The sequence below is a fragment of the Micromonospora sp. NPDC005298 genome (genome assembly GCF_040607375.1).
Classification (GTDB): Bacteria; Actinomycetota; Actinomycetes; order Mycobacteriales; family Micromonosporaceae; genus Micromonospora.
The window spans coordinates 13,530-29,835 of sequence record NZ_JBEXGP010000026.1 but is presented as its reverse complement, the minus strand read 5'-3'; the positions used below and the strand labels follow the sequence as shown (position 1 = coordinate 29,835).

The window sequence follows — 16,306 nt, the reverse complement described above, 5'->3', positions numbered from 1 at the left end:
CGTGGCCGGGCCGATGGTCAGCCCCGCTGAGCCACGACTCAGTCTGGCGAGCTGACCCCGCTCCGCTCCCCCACCGCCCCGGCCGACGCCGGGGCGCGTGCGCCGCGCCGTCCGATCCTCCGGACGGTCGCCGGGAGCCGCCCGGTCACGACTTCGTGTGCGCGTCCTCACCCCCTGCGGTCCGCCCCCGCTCGCGGACCGTCCAGCCGCCACCCGGAGCCGTCCATGAGCCGCTACGTCGCCCCGCTGGGCTTCACCCTCGCCGCCGTCTGGGTGGCCGTCGTCTTCGTCCTGGCCGGCGGCGGTCACTGACCGCGCCGGCCGGCGGTCGCCATCGGCCCGCCGCCGGCCCGGCGCTGGACGCGTCCGCGTCGACGCCTCCGTCCCTGAGCATCCGGCGTCGACGCCTCCGCCTCAGAGCATCCGCGACGACCAGAGCAGGCTGAGCGCACCCGCGCAGAGCGCCAGCAGCAGCGCCACCCCGGCGTACCACTGGGTCACCTCGCGGGGTTCGGTCCGGAAACCGATCGAGCTGCCCATGTCCTGGTAGACCTGCTTCAGCTCGCTCACCGAAGCAGCCTCGTAGAAATAGCCCTCGGTGGTCTCGGCCAGCTCGGCCAGGGCCAGCCGGTCCACCGGCACCCGCTGGAGCTGCCCACCGATGTCGACCTGACCGGTGTCCGTGCCGAACGCGATGGTGGAGACCGGCACGTTCGCCGCCTGGGCGGCGGCCGCCGCCTCCTCCACCGACCGGCCGGAGGTGCGGAACCCGTCGGAGAGCAGCACGATCCGGGCCGGCGGGATGCCCGCCGCGCCGTCGGCCGGCACCCCCCGGATCGCCTCCAGGCAGGTGAACACCGCCTCGCCGGTCGCGGTCGCCTCGGCCAGCACCAGCCCGTCGATGGCGCTTGTCACCGCGGCCCGGTCCTTGCCCGGCGGCACCAGCACGTTCGCGGCCTTGGCGAACGACACCAGGCCCAGGTTGTAGCTCTCCGGCAGCTCGGCGACGAACTGCTTGGCCGCCTCCTGCGCCGCCTCCAACCGGTTCGGCGCCACGTCGTCGGCCTGCATCGACAGCGACACGTCGATGGCGAGCATCACCGTGGCCCGCTCCAGCGGCTCCTTCGTGTCCACCGCCGGCCGGGCCAGCGCGGTCGCGAGCACCAGCAGGCAGAGCAGGAACGCCGTCGCCGGCACGTGCCGACGCCAGCCCAGCCCCTTGGGCGCCACCGTGCGCAGCAGGTCCACGTTGGTGAACCGCATCGCGTACGCCCGGCGGTGCAGCTGCCGCCACACGTAGAACGCGGCGAGGGCGACCACCGGCAGCACGGCCAGCAGCCACCACGGTTGCAGAAATCGGATCATCGTGTCGTCCCCCGGGTACGCGCGTGCCGCTGCGCGGCGACGAAACGCACCATGTCCAGCAGCCAGTCTCGATCGGTACGCAGACGCAGGTGGGCCGCGCCGGCGCCCCGTAGCGCGGCGGAAATGGTGGCCCGCTGGGCGGCGGCGGCCTCGGCGTAGCGCCGCCGCAGGCGCGGGTCGGCGGTCTGCACCTCGTGCAGCTCCCCGCTCTCCGGGTCGACCACCGGCAGCACCCCCACGTCGGGCAGCTCCAACTCACGCGGGTCGACCACCTCGATCGCCAGCACGTCGTGGCGTACGCGCAGCTTGCGCATCGGCCGGCTCCACTGCTCGGCCGGAGCGAGGAAGTCCGACACCACCACCGCCACCCCACGTCGGCGGGGCGGGCGGTTGAGCATCTCGACCAGGGCGCCCAGGTCACCCCTGCCGGGCTGGATGGCGGTGCCGGCGACGGCACGCAGCAGGCCCTGCGCCTCCTTGCGTCCGGAGCGCGCGGGCAGCCGGGTGAGCACTCCCGGCCCGGGCGGTGGTGGGCCACCCCGCCAGCGCCGGGTCGGGGCGGTAGCGCCGCCGCCGGTGCCGATGACCGCGCCGATCCGGTTGCCGCCGCGCACGGTCAGGTGGGTGATGGCGGCCGCGGCTGCCACCACCACCTCCCGCTTGAGCCACTGCCCGGTGCCGAAGTCGAGGCTGGCCGACAGGTCCAGCGCCAGCCAGGTCTCCAGCTCCCGGTCGGCGACCGTACGCCGTACGTGCGGCGTCGTGGTCCGTGCGGTGACCGGCCAGTCCATCCGGCGTACGTCGTCGCCGGGCCGGTACTCGCGGGACTCCCCCGCCTCGCTGCCCGGACCGGGCAGCAGACCGGCGTAGTCGCCCTGGAGCAGGCCGTCGAGCTTGCGGGTGACGAGCAACTGGAGCCGGGACAGCACGGCCTCACTGCGGTCGGCGGAAGGGGCGGGACGAGGGGTGGGTGAGGTCACGGGCGCTGCCCGGGCCATCCGGCGCCGGGCGGCGCGACGGTGGGCGGCGGGGTGGCCTGCTGCCGGGGAGCGACCGCCGGCAGCGGAATGGTCGACATCACCCGGTGCACGATGTGGTCGGCCGGTACGTCGTCGGCGAGCGCGTCGTAGCTGAGCACCAGCCGGTGCCGCAGGATGTCCGGTGCGATGTCCTGCACGTCCTGCGGCAGGGCGTAGTCGCGGCCACGCAGCAGCGCCAGGGCGCGGGTGGCGCGGACCAGGCCGAGCGAGGCGCGCGGGCTGGCCCCGTACTGGATGAGCTGGGCGACGTCCGGCATGCCGTGTTCGGCCGGGGCGCGGGTGGCCAGCACCAGACGCACCGCGTAGTCGACGAGCGCGTTGTGCACGAAGACCTGGTCGGCCTTGCGTTGCAGGGCGATCAGCTCGGGGGTGTCGAACACCGCGGTCGGCTCCGGCGGGGACACGCCCATCCGGTAGACGATCTCCCGTTCCTCCGCGTCGGTCGGGTAGCCCACCACGATCTTCATGAGGAACCGGTCCCGCTGCGCCTCGGGCAGCGGGTAGACGCCCTCCTGCTCGATCGGGTTCTGGGTGGCCATCACCAGGAACGGGTCGGGCACCCGGTGGCTCTCCCCGCCGATGGACACCTGCCGCTCGCTCATCACCTCCAGCAGCGCCGACTGCACCTTGGCCGGAGCCCGGTTGATCTCGTCGGCGAGCAGGAAGTTGACGAAGACCGGCCCCAGCTCCACGTCGAACTTCTCACTCGACTGCCGGTAGATCCGGGTGCCCATGATGTCGGCCGGCACCAGGTCCGGGGTGAACTGCACCCGGGCGAACGAGCCGCCGACGACCTTGGCGAGGGTCTCCACGGCCAGGGTCTTGGCGACCCCGGGCACACCTTCGAGCAGGCAGTGACCACGGGCGAGCAGCGCGACGAACATCCGCTCCACCATCCGGTCCTGCCCGACGATCACCCGTTTGATCTCGAACAGCGCCTTCTCCAGCAGCCCGGCGTCCTGCGCGGGAGTCGTCACCGGAGCGGGTTTCTCCGGGGCCGACGCCCCGTTCGGCGTCGGAGCGTCGGGCGTGGTCGGCTGGGCCACCGGTCCTCCACAGCGTTCGTTGGTCGTCGCGGCTGGTGCGGTATCAAGACTCGCACGCCTACCTGAGTGTGGTGGCGGGGAGAAGCCGATTTTCGCCGCGCCGTCCTCGGCGGCCGAATCGCCCGTCACGGGTGGACACGGACCCGCCCGCCGCGTGTACGATTCACCCCGTCGCCGGGCGGCTCCCCCCGTGGCCGCCCGGCGCTCTAGCTCTCCGTCGTGCCGCCCTAGACTGGCCCGGATGAGCATCCCCTCCCCGGCCGACGAGCCCCTGGTCTGCTCGGCCCGTGGCTGCCGGGCCGCGGCCGTGTGGGCCCTGGAGTGGAACAATCCGCGTCTGCACGACGCCGATCGCCGCAAGACCTGGCTCGCCTGCGCCGACCATCGGGGCAGCCTCGGCGACTTCCTGGACGCCCGCGGCTTCCTGCGCGCCGTCAACCCGGTGCCCGGATCGCCTACCCTCGACATGTGAGCGGCGACCCTCCGGCTTCCCCCGGCCCCACCTTCCCGTCCCGGCCGCCCGCTCCGGGCGCCCCACCCGCGGTCGAGCCGCCGCCCGGCGCGTTCCCGGCGCCCGGCCCGGAGCCCGCCCCGCCCGACGTCCCGTCGCCCGCGCCGCTGCCGCCGGGCGCGCTGCCGCCTCCCGGGCACCGGCCGGGTCCGCCCGCCGACCACCGCGCGCCCGACCTGCCGGCGCCCGGCCTGCTGCCGCCCGGTTCGGGAGGGCGCGGGCCGCTGGAGCCCTGGCCGGCCTCGGTCCAGTGGCAGTCGATCTCCACCGACCTGATCTGGGTGGAGCTGATCCGGCTGTCGATCGTGGTGGCCATCGGGCTGGCGGTCACGGCCGTCGGCTGGGCGTTGAGCGGCCACTGGCTGTTCGGGCTCGCCCTCGCCGTCGTCGCGCTGCTCGGCCTGTGGCGGGCCGTGGCGATCGTCCGCGCCGTGCGGGCCTGGGGGTACGCCGAACGGGAGGACGACCTGCTGGTCCGGCACGGGCTGCTGGTCCGGCGGCTCTCCATCGTCCCGTACTCGCGGATGCAGTTCGTCGACGTCAGCGCCGGCCCGTTGGAACGCGCCTTCGACCTGGCCACCGTGCAGTTGCACACGGCGGCGGCGGCGAGCGACGCACGGGTGCCGGGGCTACGCCCGGCGGAGGCGTCCCGGCTGCGCGACCGGCTCACCGCGCTCGGCGAGGACCGGGCGGAGGGCCTGTGACGCCCCGACCGGATCGGCGTCGGGGGCCGGCCCGATGAGCGACCATCCGGCCGAGCCGCCCGTCGGCGCGCCGCCGCACCACGCCGTCCCCCACTCCTGGCCGACGCCGCCACCGGGCGCCGACACCGAGCCACGGCAGCGCCTGCACCCCCTCAGCCCGGTGCTGCACGGCGCCAAGTCGCTGGTCGTGGTGATCGCCGGGCTGTCCTGGTCGACGCTGTCCCGGGTCGGCTTCGGGTGGTTCGCCGCCATGGTGGCGGTACTGGCGCTCGGCGCCACCGTGCTGTCGGTGGTCAGTTGGTACAACACCGGCTACCACGTGGTGGGCCGCGAGCTTCGGGTGCACGAGGGGCTGCTCTGGCGGCGTACCCGGGCCATCCCGCTGGAACGGTTGCAGGCCGTGGAGGTGGTCCGGCCGCTGCTCGCCCAGCTCACCGGCCTGGCCGAGCTGCGGCTCGAGGTGGTCGGCGGGGGCAAGACCGAGGCGCCGCTGGCGTACCTCGGGGTGGCCGACGCGGCCCGGCTGCGTGAGCGGCTACTGGCGTTGGCCGGTCGGGTGGCGCAGCCGTCCACGCCGGGCGGCGCGGTGTCCGCGACCGCCGCCGGGTCGGCACCGACGGCGGCGGTCGTCCCGGGCCGGCCCCTGCACGCCGTACGCAACCGGGACCTGCTGGTCAGTCAACTGCTCACGCCGCAGGCGTTCCTGCTCCCGTTCGGCGTGGCCTTCGTCGTCGCGCAGTTCCTCACCGCCGGGTCGTGGTCGTTCGTCGCGGTGGCCAGCACGGTGACCGCGATGGCGGGTGTGCTGCTGCAACCGATCCGGCGGGTCCTGGACGACTGGAACTTCCGGCTGGGCCGCGACGGCGGCACGCTGCGGGTGCACAACGGCCTGCTGGAGACCCGGGCGCAGACCGTGCCGCTGGAGCGGGTGCAGACCGTGCGGGCCACCTGGCCGCTGCTGTGGCGGGTGAACGGCTGGCTGCGGCTGCGGCTGGAGGTGGCCGGGTACTCGCTCGCCGAGGCCGACGACCGCAACCGACCGGATCGGCTGCTGCCGGTCGGTGACCTGCCGACGGCGGCGATGATCGTCGCCGAGGTGCTGCCGGGCGTACACCTGGACGCGCTGGCGCTGACCCCGCCGCCACCCCGTACCCGCTGGCTGCACCCGCTGGGGCGCGGAGCGCTCGGCGCGGGCCTGTTCGAGCGGGTCTTCGCCACCCGGTCGGGGCTGCTCACCCGGCAGTTGGCGGTCGTGCCGTACGCCCGGATCCAGAGCGTGCGGGTGGTGCAGGGGCCGGTGCAGCGCCGGCTGGGGTTGGCCACGGTCCACGCGGACACCGCCGGCGGGGCGGGTGCCGCCGCCGAGGACCGGGACGTGGCGGAGGCCTGGGCGCTGGCGGCCGAGCTGACCGCCCGCGCGCACGCCGCCCGCCTGCGCACCCGCTGATCAGGAAGTCATCGCCGCGACACGCCTTCCCCGCTGGCGACAACGTCATGATCGACAGGGTCCGGGGGTGGGGGTTGGGGTGAGCGGCGGCTCCGCCGGGTCTTCCAGGCACGCTCGGCCAGGCCGACCACCAGGAAGGTCATCCCCACGTACGCCCAGCCGACCAGCACGTCGATCACGTAGTGCTCACCGGAGTACACCAGGGTGAACGTCATCGCCAGCGGGTACGCGAGCAGCAGCGGCCACCAGCGGCGACGGGTGGTGGTCAGGAAGAACAGCACCACGAACAGCGCCCACGCGGTGTGCAGCGACGGCATCGCGGCGACCGGGTTCGAGGCGATCTGACCGGCGTTGAGGACGTTGCCGGCGCCGTGCATGCCGAACGCCTTCCAACCCCGCGTGGAGATCCGGGCGACCTCGGTGAGCAGCCCGTTCTGCGCCGCCCACCAGGGCGGGGCCGCCGGGTAGACGAAGTAGGTGACAAGCCCGGCGGCGCAGAGGAAACCCCAACGCCGCATGTACGCCGCCCAGCGGTGCCGGTCCCGCAGCCAGAGCACCGCGGCGGCGGCCAACGCCACCACGAAGTGCGAGAAGTACACCCAGCTCGCCGCGACGTCCCACCAGTGCACCTGCGGGCGGTAGAGGTGTTCCTGCAACCAGACGGTGGGCACCTCCCCACCGGTGGCCCAGCCGAACATGAACCGGTCGGCGACGATCAGCTCCATCGCGTGCGGGGTGGCGCCGTTGTCGGCGAACCCGCGCGAGAGGTTGTAGACGACGAACAGCAGCACCACGGGCACCCAGTCCCGGGCGAAGCGCAGGTGGCTGCGCCACGGCCGGTCGCTGTTCCAGGCGATCGTCCCCGCCCAGATCCAGACGAAGGCGTACGCGGGGTCGGTGGGCAGTCCGATCGCCAGCCACGCGGCGACGAAGGCGACCGCCCAGATCGTCATGGCGACGACGCGCCGACGGCCCCCGTCGGGCGACGCGGGCGGGTCGGTCCGGGCGGGGGGTTGGGGGTCAGTCACGACGGCCATCGCGGTCAAGGTTAACGACGGATACGGCATCGACCGACGGGGACCACCCGTCGGTCGTTCCGGGCGGGTGCGCCGGGATCACCGGGCGCGTGCTCGGCGGCCCCGACGAGCACCTAGGCTGACGACCATGCAGGAGCAGCTCGAGCCGGCCTTCGCGCCGGGTCTGACCGCCCAGGTCGAGTTGACAGTCAGTGACTCGGACACCGCCCAGGCGGTCGGTTCCGGGGACGTACCGGTGCTGGGTACTCCCCGGGTGCTCGCGCTGGTCGAGGCGGCCACCGTAGCGGCAACCGCGATCGACATGCCCTCCGGGTCGACCACGGTGGGCACCCGCGTCGAGCTGGAACATCTGGCGCCGACGGTGGTCGGACGGACGGTCCGGGCGCAGGCGCTGCTGGCGACCGTCGACGGCCGGCGGCTGTCGTTCGAGGTCACCGTCAGTGACGGCGACCAGACGGTGGCCCGGGGCCGGGTGGACCGGATCCTGGTGGACCGGCAACGCTTCGTCGAACGCGCCGGGCGGTCCTCGTGACGGCCGGGTTCGTCGAGGTCGCCGACCGGGTGTACGTGCGGCGCGAGCCCCTGCTGCGGGTCAACGTCACGCTCGTCGTCGGGGCCGACGGGGCGCTGCTGGTCGACACGCTGTCGTCCGCCGCCCAGGCCGTCGAGCTGCGCGACGCCGTCCGGACGGTCACCGACCGTCCGCTGACCCTGGTGAACACCCACCACCACTACGACCACTGCTTCGGCAACGCGGTCCTCGCCGACGACCCACCCCGCCCGGTGTACGCGCACGCGCTCGCCGCCGCGGCCCTGCGCGAGCAGCCGGAGCGGCTGCGCCGGGAGGCGTACGAGGAGTTGCGGCACGACCATCCGGCGCTCGCCGCCGAGCTGGCCGACACACCACTGCTCGCGCCGACGCACACCGTGCACACCGAGACGGAGATCGACCTGGGTGGCCGGCGGGTGCTGCTGCGGCACCCCGGTCGCGGGCACACCGACGCCGATCTGGTGGTGCACGTGCCGGACGCGGACGTGCTTGTCGCCGGGGACCTGGTGGAGCAGAGCGGGCCGCCCGCCTTCGAGGACTCGTACCCCCTGCGCTGGCCGGACGCCGTCGCGGACCTGCTGCGGCTGACCACCGCGCGCACGGTGGTCGTGCCCGGTCACGGCGACCCGGTGGACGTCGAGTTCGTCCGCGCCCAGCACGCCGAGCTGGTACGGCTGGCCTGGCTGATCCGGGCCGCGCACACCGGGAGCGCGCCGCCCGAGCGGGTGGCTGCCGAGGCCCCCTTCGGGGCCCGCGCCGCCCTGGTCGCCGCGAAGCGCGGCTACCAGGAACTGAACGGCGAGCCCTAGCCCCCGAACCCTGCGGCGATCTTGCACTGCCGGGGGGCGCGAGGCTGCGCGGGCGCGCGGGCGCGGAGTCAGGGCTTGAAGCGGCGGTCTACTGCGGGGCGGGTGGGCATGGCTGTGGCGCCGCCCGGGGATTCGCAGACCAGGCCGGCCACCCGCAGCGCGAACGCGACGCGCGCGATCCAGCCGTCGGGGTCGGTCGGTTCGCCGTCGACGAGCAGGTCGGCGATCAACGCGGCCATCACCGAGTCCCCCGCGCCGGTGGCGTCGATCGCGTCGACCTTGGGCGCCGGCACGAGGACCGGGTCGGCGTCGGCGGCGGCCAGCACCGCGCCGGTCGCGCCGAGTGTCACCACGACCGTGGCGGCCCCCAGTTCGCGCAGGTACGCGGCCACCCCCTCGGCCGGCTCGCCCGGGTAGAGCAGTTGCGCGTCGGCGCCGCTCACCTTCACCACGTGCGCTCCGGTGGCGAACTCGGCCACCACCTCGCGCAGCCCGGCCAGCGCGGCCGGCCCGTCCAGCAGCCGGGGTCGTACGTTCGGGTCGAAGACCCGCAGACCGGTGGCGAGTGACCAGGCGCGGCGGGCGGCGGCCAGGGTGGGGGGTCGCAGCAGCGCCACCGAACCGCAGTAGAGCACGTCGGCGCCCTCGACGAGCGCCAGGTCCAGGTCGTCCGGGCCGAGCAGGCCGTAGGAGGGCGGCTCGCCGTAGAACCGGAAGTCGGGTTCCGGGCCGGCGTGGGTGACCACGGCCAGCGAGGTGGACACCGGCGCCGTGACCGTGCCGGCCAGTCCGACGTCGGCGGCGGCCAGGAACGCGCGGATCCGGCCAGCGAGCACGTCGTCTCCCAGCGAGCCGACGAACTGCGCCGCGCCGCCGAGTCGGGCCACGCCGACGGCGACGTTGAGGGGGCCGCCACCGATGGCCTGCCGGTACACCCGCTCGCCGTCGCAGTCGCCGTCGAGCAGGTCGACGAGCGCCTCGCCGAGCACCACCGCGTATCCCATGCCGCTCCCTTCGTCGTCGCGGGCCGTCACCGGCCGCCGCACCAGGCTGGCACAGCGGGCGGGCCGGCGGGTGTGGAAGGCGGCGCAACGCCGCGCTACGCGGGCTCGTGGATCGGCCCGGCGAGCGCCGTCAGCGGGCGACCGGACCCGCCCCACCGGGCCGCGACGATCTGCGCGGCCACGCTCACCGCGGTCTCCTCGGGGGTACGACCACCGAGGTCGAGCCCGATCGGGGAGGCGAGCCGGGCGAGCTGCGCGGTGCTGAGTCCCGCCTCGCGCAGCAGCTTGTGCCGCTCGTCGTGGGTGCGCCGCGAGCCCATCGCACCGACGTACGCGAGCGGGTGGCGCAGTGCCAGCGCCAGCAGCGGCACGTCGAACCTCGGGTCGTGGGTGAGCACGCAGACGACCGTACGTCCGTCGACCCGCCCGGCGTCCAGCTCGCTCCGCAGGTAGCGGTGCGGCCACTGCGCGACGACCTCGTCGGCGTCGGGGAACCGCCGTGCGGTGGCGAAGACCGGTCGGGCGTCGCAGACGGTGACCCGGTAGCCGAGGAACGCGCCGATCCGGGCCACGGCGGCGGCGAAGTCGATCGCCCCGAAGACGATCATCCGGGGTGGTGTGACGTACGCGGTCACGAAGAGGCTGATGCCGACGCCCCGGCGTTGACCGTGGTAGCCGTACCGCAGCAGGCCACTGTGTCCGGCGGCGAGCAGCCCGCCGGCGTCGGTGGCCGCGGCGTCGTCGAGCCGGTCGTCGCCGAGCGATCCGGTGACCTCGTCGCCGGTGAGCACCAGTCGCCGGCCGAGCCGTCGGGCCGGGTCGGCCGGTGCCGCGCCCTCGCCGGCGTCGGCCGCCACGCAGGTCATCACCGCCGCGGGTTGTCCGGCGCGGCGGGCGGCGTGGACCGCCTCCAGTTCGGCACGGCGATCGGGGTCGATCCGTTCCACGAACACGTCGAGCACGCCACCGCAGGTCAGCCCCACGGCGTACGCGTCGTCGTCGCTGACCCCGTAGCGGGTGAGTTCGGGTGCGCCGGTGTCGAGGATTCGGCGGGCGCGTTCGTACAGGTCGGCCTCGACGCAGCCACCGGAGACGCTGCCGGTGACCGTGCCGTCGGCGGCGACGAGCATGGCGGCGCCGGGTGGTTGTGGCGCGGAGCGCCAGGTGGCCACGACTGTGGCCAGGGCGACCCGTTCGCCCGCGCGGCAGCGGCGGTGCATCTCGTCGAACACGTCCGGCACCGCACCTCCCCGCTGCCATTCTTCCTTTTTGGCAGGATATGCCGCAGACCGTGGCGCTGCGGGCGGTCCGACACATCGAGGATCGACTATTGCGTGCCGACCGGGCGGCATGGTGGGATGGCGCATACCGGGCGGTGCGAGGGCTGCCGCGCCGCCGGTTGCCGGGTGTTCGACGCGAGGGCGCCGGTCCGTGACAGGACCGCTGATGGCGCACGTCCATGGCCGCTCCGGCCTGGCACGTCGCCGTGATCGCCACATCCCACCCGTTCGGGCGGGGCGGCTCGGGCGGCACGCCTCGCGAGTCAGGAGATCCCGTGAACCGTTCCCGTACGGCCGCGTTGCTCACCGCGGCCCTTACCCTCGCTCTGGGCGCCGTCGCCCTGGCGTCGAGCCCCCAGCCGGCTGCCGCGCACGGCGCCGCGATGACCCCGGGCAGCCGCACCTACCTGTGCTGGCAGGACGGCCTGAGTCAGACCGGCGAGATCCGGCCCACCAACCCCGCGTGTTCGGCCGCCGTGGCGCAGAGCGGCGCGAACTCGCTCTACAACTGGTTCAGCGTGCTGCGCTCCGACGCTGGTGGTCGCACCACCGGCTTCATCCCGGACGGCCAGCTGTGCAGCGGCGGCAACACCGGCTACCGCGGCTACGACCTGCCGCGCACCGACTGGCCGCTGACCCACCTGACCTCCGGCGCGCGGTTGGACTTCCGGTACAGCAACTGGGCGCACCACCCGGGCACGTTCTACTTCTACATCACGAAGAACAGCTGGAGCCCGACCCGGGCGCTGGCCTGGAGTGACCTGGAGGAGCAGCCGTTCCTCACGGTGACCAACCCGCCGCAGCGCGGCTCGGTCGGCACCAACGAGGGGCACTACTACTTCAGCGGCAACCTGCCGGCGGGCAAGAGCGGCCAGCACATCATCTACTCCCGCTGGGTCCGCTCGGACTCGCAGGAGAACTTCTTCGGCTGCTCCGACGTGGTGTTCGACGGTGGCAACGGTCAGGTGACCGGCATCAAGGGCGGCACGACCCCGACCCCGACGCCGACCACCCCGACGCCCACCCCGACCACGCCCGGGCCGACCGACCCGCCGCCGACGACCACCACCCCGCCGCCGGCCGGTGGGGACTGCATGGCGGTCTACAAGGTGACCAGCGCCTGGCAGGGCGGCTTCCAGGGCGAAGTCATGATCATGAACCACGGCAGTACGCCGTTCAACGGCTGGACCGCGAGCTGGACCTGGCCCAACGGGCAGTCGATCAGTCAGATCTGGGGTGCGACCCAGACGTCGTCCGGCGCGTCGGTGACGGCGACGAACGTCGCGTACAACGGCACTGTCGCACCGGAGGGCACCACGACGTTCGGCTTCCTGGCCAGCACCTCAGGAACGAACGGACTCCCCACAGTCACCTGCGCCCGCCGCTAACGACAACTCCCCATTAGTTGATCAAGAGGTTTGCGTCACCGGAACCGCTCCGGATGACGCAAACCTCTTGATCAACAGGGTTGGGTGGGGGTCAGCGGACCATGGAACCCACTACCGGCTTGGTGAGGAGGGCGGACTGGTTGCGCTGGATGCCCGGGTCGAGGGTCTTGGCCACGAAGATGGCGTGCCAGATGCAGAAGATCAGCACCGTCCACACCTTGCGGGAGTGGTCGGCCTCCTCCCGCTTGTGCTCGTCGAGCAGCCGCAGCGCGTACGACAGGTCGAGCAGGTCACCGGCCCCCGAGGTGCTCAGCACGTGCCGCGCCCACTCGTACATCTCGCCGCGCAGCCACACCCGGGTCGGGGTCGGGAAGCCCAGCTTCTTGCGGTTGACGATGGCTGGCGGCACGACACCCTGCAACGCCTGACGCATCGCGTACTTGGTGGCGTCCGAGCGCGGCGGCAGCTTCAGGTCCACCGGGATCTTCGCCGCGACGTCGAAGACCTCGCGGTCGAGGAACGGCACCCGCACCTCCAGCGAGTGCGACATCGAGATCCGGTCGGCCTTGACCAGGATGTCGCCGCGCAGCCAGGTGTACAGGTCGACGTACTGCATCTTGGTGACGTCGTCCAGCTCGGTGCACTCGGCGTAGATCGGGGCGGTGACGTCGGTGTAGCGCACCGAGGGGTCGTAGCGACGCAGCAGGTGCTGCTTCTCCTCCTCGGTGAACATCCGGGCGTTGCCGTAGTAGCGCTCCTCGATCGGCGTGGTGCCGCGTTCCAGGAAGCTCTTGCCCTTGACGCCCTGCGGGATCGCCCTGGAGACCGCGCGCAGACCCTTCTGCACCCCGCCGGGCAGGCCGTTGACGGTGCCGAGCGACAGCGGCTCGCGGTAGATCGTGTAGCCGCCGAAGAACTCGTCGGCGCCCTCACCGGACAGCACCACGGTGACGTGCTCGGCGGCCTTCTTCGCCACGAAGTACAGCGGGACCAGCGCCGGGTCGGCCACCGGGTCGTCCAGGTGCCAGACGATCTTCGGCAGCGCGTCGATCATGTCCTGCGGACCGATCTTGGTGGGGATGGTGGTGACGTCCAGGTGCCGGGCCGAGTCCTGCGCGACGTCGATCTCCGAATACCCCGGTACGTCGTAGCCGACGGTGAAGGTCAGGATGTTCGGGTTGAACTCGCGGGCCAGCGCGACCACCGCAGTGGAGTCGATGCCGCTGGACAGGAACGAGCCCACCGGCACGTCGGAGCGCATGTGCATGCGCACGCTCTCGCGAAGCGTCTCCCTGATCTCGTGGTACAGCTTCTGCTCGTCGTCGACCGGCGCCGGCCGGAACACCGGCCGATACCACCGGCGTACGTCGATCCGCCCGCCCGGCGTCCAGGTCAGGTACTCCCCCGAGCCGATCCGGCTGATGCCCTTGTGCAGTGTGCCGGGCTCCGGCACGTACTGCAGGGTCAGGTAGTGGCTGAGGTTGGCCGCGTCGACACCCGCGTCGCCCTGGTAGTTGCTGTGCGCGAACGGCAGCAGCGCCTTCTTCTCCGAGGCCAGGTAGAGGCCGTCGGCGGTCTCCAGGTAGTGCAGCGGCTTGATGCCGAAGTAGTCGCGGCCGCCGAACGCGCGCCGCTCCTGCCGGTCCCAGATGACGAACGCGAACATGCCGCGCAGCCGGGTGAGCACCTGCTCGCCCCAGTAGTGGTAGCCGGCGACGATCACCTCGCCGTCACCGGCGGTGGCGAACTGCGCGCCGAAGTCCCGGACCAGCTCGTCACGCAGCTCGATGTAGTTGTAGATCTCACCGTTGAAGGTCAGCAGGTAACGGCCGTTCGCGTAGGGCAGCGGCTCGTGGCTCGACGCCACGTCGATGATGGCGAGCCGCTTGTGGGCGAACACTCCGTCCGCGTACCGGCCGGAGGCGTCGCCGACCACCTCGACCCCTGTCTCGTCGGGGCCGCGGTGGTGCAGGCATTCCAACGCTCCGGCGATGTGGTCGCGGTGCGCGGCGGCGTTGCCGTTCGCGCTGAAGAAGGCCAGGAGTCCGCACATGGTGGTCATCTTCCCACGCGCGCCACGGGCCCGTCGCAGCCGTCCGCGCATCCGGAGCGCTCCCGGGCGGCGCCACCGCGAACCGGGCGCGCGGTACCGTCGGGACCAGCAACGAAGCGGAGGGGAGCGGCGCAATGACCGAGGGACGCACCGACGGTACGCCGACGGACGGTACGGAATCGCACGATCCGGACTTCCCGGAGGCGTTCCTGTCCTTTATGCGGCAGGGCTGGCGCGACACGGCGCTGCCGGTGGCGCCTCGGGCCGAGGTGCCCAACTACGCCAAGCGGCGGGCGGCGCTCTCGGCGGCCTTCCCCGGCGAGACGCTCGTCATCCCGACCGGCACCGAGAAGGTCCGGGCCAACGACACCGACCACCCGTTCCGGCCGGGCAGCGACTTCGCCTACCTCACCGGTGACCACGACCCGGACAGCGTGCTGGTGCTGCGCCCGAACGGCTCCGGGCACGACGCGACGCTGTTCATGCGGCCCCGCTCGTCGCGGGAGACCGACGAGTTCTTCCGCAGTCGCCACGGTGAGCTGTGGGTGGGCCGGCGGCACACGCTCAGCGAGAAGTCCACCGAGCTGGGGCTGCCCACCGCCGACCTGACCGGGTTGGAGGCGGCGCTGGCCGACCTGGCGCCGGGGCGTACCCGGGTGCTGCGGGGCTTCGACGCCCGGGTCGACACCTCGGTCCGCCCGTACGACGGGGTGCGTGCCGAGGGGCAGCCGGCCCGCGACCGGGAGCTGGCGATCGCCATCTCGGAGATGAAGCTGGTCAAGGACGAGTGGGAGATCGGCCAGCTCCAGGACGCGATCGACGCCACCGTACGCGGCTTCGAGGACGTGGCCCGGATCCTGCCGGCCGACCGGGCGGTCTCCGAGCGGCTGTTGGAGGGCGTCTTCGCGCTGCGCGCCCGGCACGACGGCAACGACGTCGGGTACGGCTCGATCGTCGGCGCCGGCGAGCACGCCACGATCCTGCACTGGGTGCACAACCACGGCGCCACCCGTCCGGGTGACCTGCTGCTCATGGACATGGGTGTCGAGGGCCGCAACCTGTACACGGCCGACGTCACCCGGGTGCTGCCGGTCAGCGGCCGGTTCACCGCCCTGCAACGCCAGGTCTACGACATCGTGTACGCCTCGCAGCAGGCCGGCATCGAGGCCATCCGCCCCGGGGTGAAGTTCAAGGACGTCCACCTGACCTGCATGCGGGTGCTCGCCGAGGGCCTGTCCGAGCTGGGGCTGCTGCCGGTGAGCGTGGACGAGGCGATGGACGAGAAGTCGACCGTCTACCGGCGGTGGACGCTGCACGGCTTCGGTCACATGCTCGGCATCGACGTGCACGACTGCTCGAACGCCCGCAAGGAGACGTACCGCGACGGCGCGCTCGGCGAGGGTTACGTGCTCACCGTGGAGCCGGGTCTGTACTTCCAGCCGGAGGACGAGCTGGTCCCCGAGGAGCTACGCGGCGTCGGTGTACGCATCGAGGACGACGTGCTGGTGACCGCGACGGGTGCGGTGAACCTCTCGGCCGGGTTGCCGCGTACCTCCGACGAGGTGGAGACCTGGCTGGCCGAGCAGCGTGAGGCCGGTCCCCGCCTGCCCGGCTGACCGCGACACGAGTCTCCGAGGTCCCGGTCGACGTCCCACGACGTCGACCGGGACCTCGCCCTTTTGCCGTCGGGTGGTCCGCGTCGCGACGTTCTCCGCTCGGCGAGGTGACGGGCACCGCGCGCCTCGACGGCACACCTGGCCACTCTCGCCGTGCCGTCGGGCGGCGAGGTCGTAGCCTGCCGTCCGTCCGCGTTCGTGCTGCTCACGCCCCTTCCTGCCGCGCCGGCCGGGTTGACCGCGCCTGCCCTCAGTGTGCCGAATGCGGGGTTATCTCGGATACGTCCGCATCGCGAAGATGGTTCTCATACGGTGGGGATCAGAAGCTGCAACCTGTTTGTAGCTGGTCGTGGCGCCTCGGGCGGTGCGATCCCGTCTGGTATCAGGAAAGGGCGGAAGGCTCTGATGTCCAATGACGTAACGAGTACCGACGGCGGGGCCTCGACAGCTCCGCCG

Annotated in this window: 14 protein-coding genes; 7 read left to right on the top strand and 7 right to left on the bottom strand. The window is 73.0% G+C overall.

Annotated features, from left to right (window positions below; genetic code table 11):
- Window positions 1-414 precede the first annotated feature (414 nt).
- From ABZS77_RS25875 to ABZS77_RS25865, 3 genes are read right to left on the bottom strand one after another with little or no spacing between them, the layout of a single operon-like run.
- A complete protein-coding gene (locus ABZS77_RS25875; protein WP_354827804.1) occupies window positions 415-1,365 on the bottom strand; it encodes a VWA domain-containing protein in 951 nt (316 codons plus the stop codon).
- The gene (locus tag ABZS77_RS25870; protein WP_354827801.1) at window positions 1,362-2,363 is read right to left on the bottom strand and encodes a DUF58 domain-containing protein; all 1,002 of its coding nucleotides are present in this window, start codon (window positions 2,361-2,363) and stop codon (window positions 1,362-1,364) included. Before ABZS77_RS25870 ends, ABZS77_RS25875 begins: the two co-directional genes overlap by 4 nt.
- Window positions 2,342-3,451, bottom strand: coding sequence for a MoxR family ATPase (locus tag ABZS77_RS25865; protein WP_354827798.1), 1,110 nt, complete (start codon window positions 3,449-3,451; stop codon window positions 2,342-2,344). The genes ABZS77_RS25870 and ABZS77_RS25865 overlap by 22 nt, the downstream gene beginning before the upstream one ends.
- Window positions 3,452-3,692: 241 nt before the next feature.
- Here ABZS77_RS25865 and ABZS77_RS25860 point away from each other — a divergent pair, with 241 nt between their 5' ends.
- The 3 genes from ABZS77_RS25860 (at window position 3,693) to ABZS77_RS25850 (ending at window position 6,113) form a co-directional block, all read left to right on the top strand.
- Window positions 3,693-3,923: a hypothetical protein gene (locus ABZS77_RS25860; RefSeq protein ID WP_354827795.1), complete on the top strand. Its 231-nt coding sequence runs from the start codon at window positions 3,693-3,695 to the stop codon at window positions 3,921-3,923.
- 215 nt (window positions 3,924-4,138) lie between these two features.
- On the top strand, window positions 4,139-4,666 hold the full coding sequence (locus tag ABZS77_RS25855) for a PH domain-containing protein (protein ID WP_354827911.1): 528 nt from the start codon (window positions 4,139-4,141) through the stop codon (window positions 4,664-4,666).
- Window positions 4,667-4,700: 34 nt separating this feature from the next.
- Window positions 4,701-6,113, top strand: a complete 1,413-nt coding sequence (locus tag ABZS77_RS25850; RefSeq protein WP_354827792.1) for a PH domain-containing protein — start codon at window positions 4,701-4,703, stop codon at window positions 6,111-6,113.
- Window positions 6,114-6,121: 8 nt separating this feature from the next.
- On the opposite strand, the gene ABZS77_RS25845 is transcribed toward ABZS77_RS25850, so the two are convergent.
- Entirely contained in the window at window positions 6,122-7,150 is a 1,029-nt protein-coding gene (locus tag ABZS77_RS25845; RefSeq protein WP_354827788.1) for a phosphatase PAP2 family protein, read from the bottom strand.
- 127 nt (window positions 7,151-7,277) lie between these two features.
- Between ABZS77_RS25845 and ABZS77_RS25840 the strand changes: the two genes are divergently transcribed.
- A complete protein-coding gene (locus ABZS77_RS25840; protein WP_354827785.1) occupies window positions 7,278-7,682 on the top strand; it encodes a hotdog domain-containing protein in 405 nt (134 codons plus the stop codon).
- A complete protein-coding gene (locus ABZS77_RS25835; RefSeq protein ID WP_354827782.1) occupies window positions 7,679-8,509 on the top strand; it encodes an MBL fold metallo-hydrolase in 831 nt (276 codons plus the stop codon). The genes ABZS77_RS25840 and ABZS77_RS25835 overlap by 4 nt, the downstream gene beginning before the upstream one ends.
- Before the next feature lie 68 nt (window positions 8,510-8,577).
- Here the strand turns inward: ABZS77_RS25835 and ABZS77_RS25830 are convergent, their stop codons facing one another.
- Together ABZS77_RS25830 and ABZS77_RS25825 are read right to left on the bottom strand one after the other, a co-directional pair.
- Window positions 8,578-9,513 (bottom strand): carbohydrate kinase, encoded by a 936-nt coding sequence (locus ABZS77_RS25830; RefSeq protein WP_354827779.1) that lies wholly within the window; start codon window positions 9,511-9,513, stop codon window positions 8,578-8,580.
- Window positions 9,514-9,608: 95 nt separating this feature from the next.
- Window positions 9,609-10,754, bottom strand: a complete 1,146-nt coding sequence (locus ABZS77_RS25825; protein WP_354827776.1) for an XdhC family protein — start codon at window positions 10,752-10,754, stop codon at window positions 9,609-9,611.
- A 314-nt stretch (window positions 10,755-11,068) separates the two neighbouring features.
- On the opposite strand from ABZS77_RS25825, the gene ABZS77_RS25820 reads away from it, so the two are divergent.
- Window positions 11,069-12,181, top strand: a complete 1,113-nt coding sequence (locus ABZS77_RS25820) for a lytic polysaccharide monooxygenase (RefSeq protein WP_354827774.1) — start codon at window positions 11,069-11,071, stop codon at window positions 12,179-12,181.
- Between the two features lie 91 nt (window positions 12,182-12,272).
- On the opposite strand, the gene asnB is transcribed toward ABZS77_RS25820, so the two are convergent.
- The gene (gene asnB, locus ABZS77_RS25815) at window positions 12,273-14,234 is read right to left on the bottom strand and encodes an asparagine synthase (glutamine-hydrolyzing) (protein WP_354827771.1); all 1,962 of its coding nucleotides are present in this window, start codon (window positions 14,232-14,234) and stop codon (window positions 12,273-12,275) included.
- A gap of 134 nt (window positions 14,235-14,368) precedes the next feature.
- Between asnB and ABZS77_RS25810 the strand changes: the two genes are divergently transcribed.
- Complete coding sequence (locus ABZS77_RS25810; protein ID WP_354827768.1) at window positions 14,369-15,850, top strand: aminopeptidase P family protein; 1,482 nt, start codon at window positions 14,369-14,371, stop codon at window positions 15,848-15,850.
- The last annotated feature ends 456 nt before the right edge of the window (window positions 15,851-16,306 follow it).